The 3267-nt window shown below is 34.0% G+C and carries 7 protein-coding genes; all 7 read left to right on the top strand.

Annotated elements, in window-relative coordinates; genetic code table 11:
* Positions 1 to 519: 519 nt before the first annotated feature.
* Entirely contained in the window at positions 520 to 753 is a 234-nt protein-coding gene (locus tag AB1414_17850; GenBank protein ID MEW6609278.1) for a hypothetical protein, read from the top strand.
* A complete protein-coding gene (locus AB1414_17845; protein MEW6609277.1) occupies positions 728 to 1051 on the top strand; it encodes a hypothetical protein in 324 nt (107 codons plus the stop codon). Before AB1414_17850 ends, AB1414_17845 begins: the two co-directional genes overlap by 26 nt.
* Before the next feature lie 101 nt (positions 1052 to 1152).
* Positions 1153 to 1383: a DUF5678 domain-containing protein gene (locus AB1414_17840; protein MEW6609276.1), complete on the top strand. Its 231-nt coding sequence runs from the start codon at positions 1153 to 1155 to the stop codon at positions 1381 to 1383.
* Positions 1373 to 1822: a hypothetical protein gene (locus AB1414_17835; GenBank protein ID MEW6609275.1), complete on the top strand. Its 450-nt coding sequence runs from the start codon at positions 1373 to 1375 to the stop codon at positions 1820 to 1822. The genes AB1414_17840 and AB1414_17835 overlap by 11 nt, the downstream gene beginning before the upstream one ends.
* Positions 1823 to 2082: 260 nt before the next feature.
* A complete protein-coding gene (locus tag AB1414_17830) occupies positions 2083 to 2343 on the top strand; it encodes a hypothetical protein (GenBank protein ID MEW6609274.1) in 261 nt (86 codons plus the stop codon).
* Positions 2340 to 2738 (top strand): type II toxin-antitoxin system VapC family toxin, encoded by a 399-nt coding sequence (locus AB1414_17825; protein ID MEW6609273.1) that lies wholly within the window; start codon positions 2340 to 2342, stop codon positions 2736 to 2738. Before AB1414_17830 ends, AB1414_17825 begins: the two co-directional genes overlap by 4 nt.
* Positions 2739 to 2803: 65 nt before the next feature.
* On the top strand, positions 2804 to 3193 hold the full coding sequence (locus AB1414_17820; protein ID MEW6609272.1) for a hypothetical protein: 390 nt from the start codon (positions 2804 to 2806) through the stop codon (positions 3191 to 3193).
* The last annotated feature ends 74 nt before the right edge of the window (positions 3194 to 3267 follow it).

The following is a 3267-nucleotide window of genomic DNA, read 5'->3' as shown; positions in this document are numbered from 1 at the left end:
TTCAAAGGATAAGTTGCAAAAAAAATCATCAGACTTTTGAACCTAATTTTGCCATCTTTGAGCAAAATAAACAGATTGATAAGGATTCAGATAGCCTCAATGGCTCCTTAAATTAACGAAACTCCAGTTTTATAGAATTGTGCAATTTTCTTTTTGATACGATAGATAGAGAGTTGTATTTTTCGGCGTTGTTTTCTTTTAAGCAAAGATTGGGTTAAGATTAATGAGTTATTAGACTTAGGTAACAAGGTTACCACCTCCATGTTTTTATTTGATATATTGTTAAGTAATTCATACTTACTTATAATTATATTGGTAAAAACTGGGCGTTAATTAAATTTTGGAGGATAAAAAGAGAATTTTGCACAAAAATAGTGGGGGGAAGAAAAAAAATAGATAGATGGAAAGGCTAATAGAATCAACGCTCAATTCCTAAACTCCTGAGCCTGTCAGGAGCAGGCTCTGTCAGGAACAGGTTTTATCCGAGAGCGTTCCAAAAATTAAAAGGAGGTAGTTAGAATGAAATATGCCACTGCTCACAAAATTACAAAAGAGAGTTCTCCAGTCGCTGAAAAAATAAAGGAGCTAAGTATGAATTCGAAGTTAGTGCTGTTTGGGCGTGTAATAAGCCTTGATTCTCATAAGGCATTAAAAAAACTCTTCGGAATGATTAAAGTAGGACAACCTATAGATGTAGAACAAATGTTAGAAGAAAGGGGGTTTGAACTTGGCAAGAAAGATATTGGATTTTAATGTCTGTCTTCCGGAAATTGTATATCTTGACGCAATTTTTATTATCAATTTTTGTATAGAAGATGCAAAATACTATCACCCATGTAAAGGTTTTATGGAAAGGTTAGAAAAAGAAAATATACCATCTGTTATTTCAAACTTTACATTGGATGAAATGTGGTATAGTTTGATTTGGGCAATCTTGATAAGGGATTATAACCGAGAGTGGATCACTACAGTAAGAGACAATCCAATAATTATACAGGATAAGGTATATTATCGTTTGGTAAAGCTGTTTCTTTATCTGATAGACCAATAGAAAGAAGCAATAGAAAATTTATTGACTTTTTCGTAATTTTATGTAATAATTTAGATGTAGAGAGGAGAAGAATATGATTATTTGAGAGGAGGTGTTTAGAGTTGAAAGAACCTAAACCCATTCCGAAGGAGTATACTGAAGACTTTAACTGGGCCTATGAGCATTATTCAGAATGGACGAGAAGCTACCCTGATATGTGGGTGGCGGTAGCCAACAAAGAGGTAGTGGTTACCTCCAAGGATCTGGGAGAGGTGAAGAAAATTGCTCACCAAAAGGTAGATCGGGAGGACATTCCTTATATTTTCATTGAGGCAAAAACCCATGTCTATTAAGATATCTCTCTATTTCAAAAGGTATCTGAATTTAGACCTTATAGAGAAGGGTGTTAAGATCGAAATGATCAGGCTTATTGGAGGGGTAAGGTTTAGAGCGAGGGATGGTTGGACAGAATTATCACCAGCCATTGTGGATACGGGGGCTCCTGTTTCTACCTTACCCAAAAGGATTTGGAGTGAATGTCAGGTACATAAGTTAGCAGAATATGAATTAAGAGGAGTAGTACCGAGGAAGGAATGTTTCCTACCAGTAGTAGTGGGAGAGATTGGTTGTGTTCTGGTTGATGAGGAGGCAGTCTCTAATGAGCTACTGATTAAAGCCTATTTAGCCGATACTGATGAAATCCCTCCTCTTATAGGATTTGCAGGACTATTAGATAAGTTTAAGATCAATATCGATTACCTTGAGAATAAGGCTTACTTAGAGCAGAAATGAATTGCTTTTATCTTCATTTTCCCATTTTTCTTCTTCTTGTCTTGTGACTTGGCATTGCTTTAAAGGAGAAGGTTGATGAGATTGAAATTGCCTGCATACCTGCCTTTATGATTTATGTAGAGGAAGACCACTAACCCTTTGGATAATGCCTAATGAATCATATTTAAAGACAAACCTATAGAGAAAAACAATAAACAATAAAAATTTATTGACTTTTTTGTAGCTCTATGTGATAATTTAGGCGTGGAGGTAACAAGGATATGATTAATATCGAGTATAAAGCTAAGGTTCTTTCAGATGGACATCTTTCATGTCCAGTAGATATAAAAAAGAAACTGCATCTGTCAAATGGTAGTGAGGTCAAAGTAATAATTGTAGAACAAGAACAAATAGATTATACTATTCCTAAAACTGAAGAGAGAACTGGTCTGTGTGGAATATGGCAGGATGATAGAAATGCAAAGGAAATCATCCATGATATATATTCAAACAGGAGAGGTTTTAAGGAGGTAGTACTTTGACTTTCATTTTAGACACAGACACTATAATCTATTGGCTTAAAGGGAATGAGGATATTGAAAGAAAAGTTATTAAGATAGGTTTACCCAATATAGGGATAGCTGTTTTAACCTGTTGCGAACTTTATTATGGTGCTTATAAATCTAAAAGAATTCAAGCAAATCTGATGGTAATTGAAAAACTAAAGCAGAAGATAAAAATCATTCACACCTCAGATGAAGTGGATAAAAATTTTGGAAGAATAAAAGCAACTTTAGAAAGTTATGGCACTCCATTGGATGACTCTGACATGCTTATTGCAAGTATTGTTATATCAAATAAAGCTACATTGGTAACTAATAATATTCGACACTTTAAGCGAATTGAAGGATTAAAAGTAGAAAATTGGATAGAATAAAGGATAAGTCAATGCAGTGGTTTCCTATTGCAAGTATTTGTGAAATTTTCTTAAGGAAAAGGTTGATGAGATTGAAATTGCCTGGATGCATGGGCTTGATTTTAATAGCACTCTTTATACCTGCCTTTGTGGCTTATGCAATAGAAAGACCACTAACGCTCTGGATTATGCCGAATGAGCCTTCTACAATATTTGATAAACCTTCACCTAAGGAATGGGAGGATTATTTAGATGATAATAATATTCTTAACTCTCCAGGTATCCTCCAAAGTGACCCAGACTTTGCCTGCCAAATATTTAATCAAAGAGGGATTTTAGAAAGAATAAAAGAATATAAAGCTAATAATTTGTCTGTTGGGAATATTCAAATTAAATTTTTTAAGTGGGAAGATTTTGACAAGTTTATAACGGAACTTCCTCTCTATTTAAAGGCAAAATTTAGCATAACCATTTGATTTTCAATAAGATATAGCAATATTTCTTTTTTCTGATTCCTATCTACAATTGAAAGGGGGATTTAATTCCTAAT

Source organism: bacterium, assembly GCA_040755795.1.
GTDB lineage: Bacteria > UBA9089 > CG2-30-40-21 > CG2-30-40-21 > SBAY01 > JBFLXS01.
This window is presented reverse-complemented; position numbering and strand designations above follow the sequence as displayed.

Excerpts from the sequence above, each read along its gene's own strand:
- AB1414_17850 (MEW6609278.1), top strand. The coding sequence starts at position 520 with ATGAAATATGCCACTGCTCACAAAATTACAAAAGAGAGTTCTCCAGTC.
- AB1414_17830 (MEW6609274.1), top strand. The coding sequence starts at position 2,083 with ATGATTAATATCGAGTATAAAGCTAAGGTTCTTTCAGATGGACATCTT.
- AB1414_17820 (MEW6609272.1), top strand. The coding sequence starts at position 2,804 with ATGAGATTGAAATTGCCTGGATGCATGGGCTTGATTTTAATAGCACTC.
- AB1414_17835 (MEW6609275.1), top strand. The coding sequence starts at position 1,373 with ATGTCTATTAAGATATCTCTCTATTTCAAAAGGTATCTGAATTTAGAC.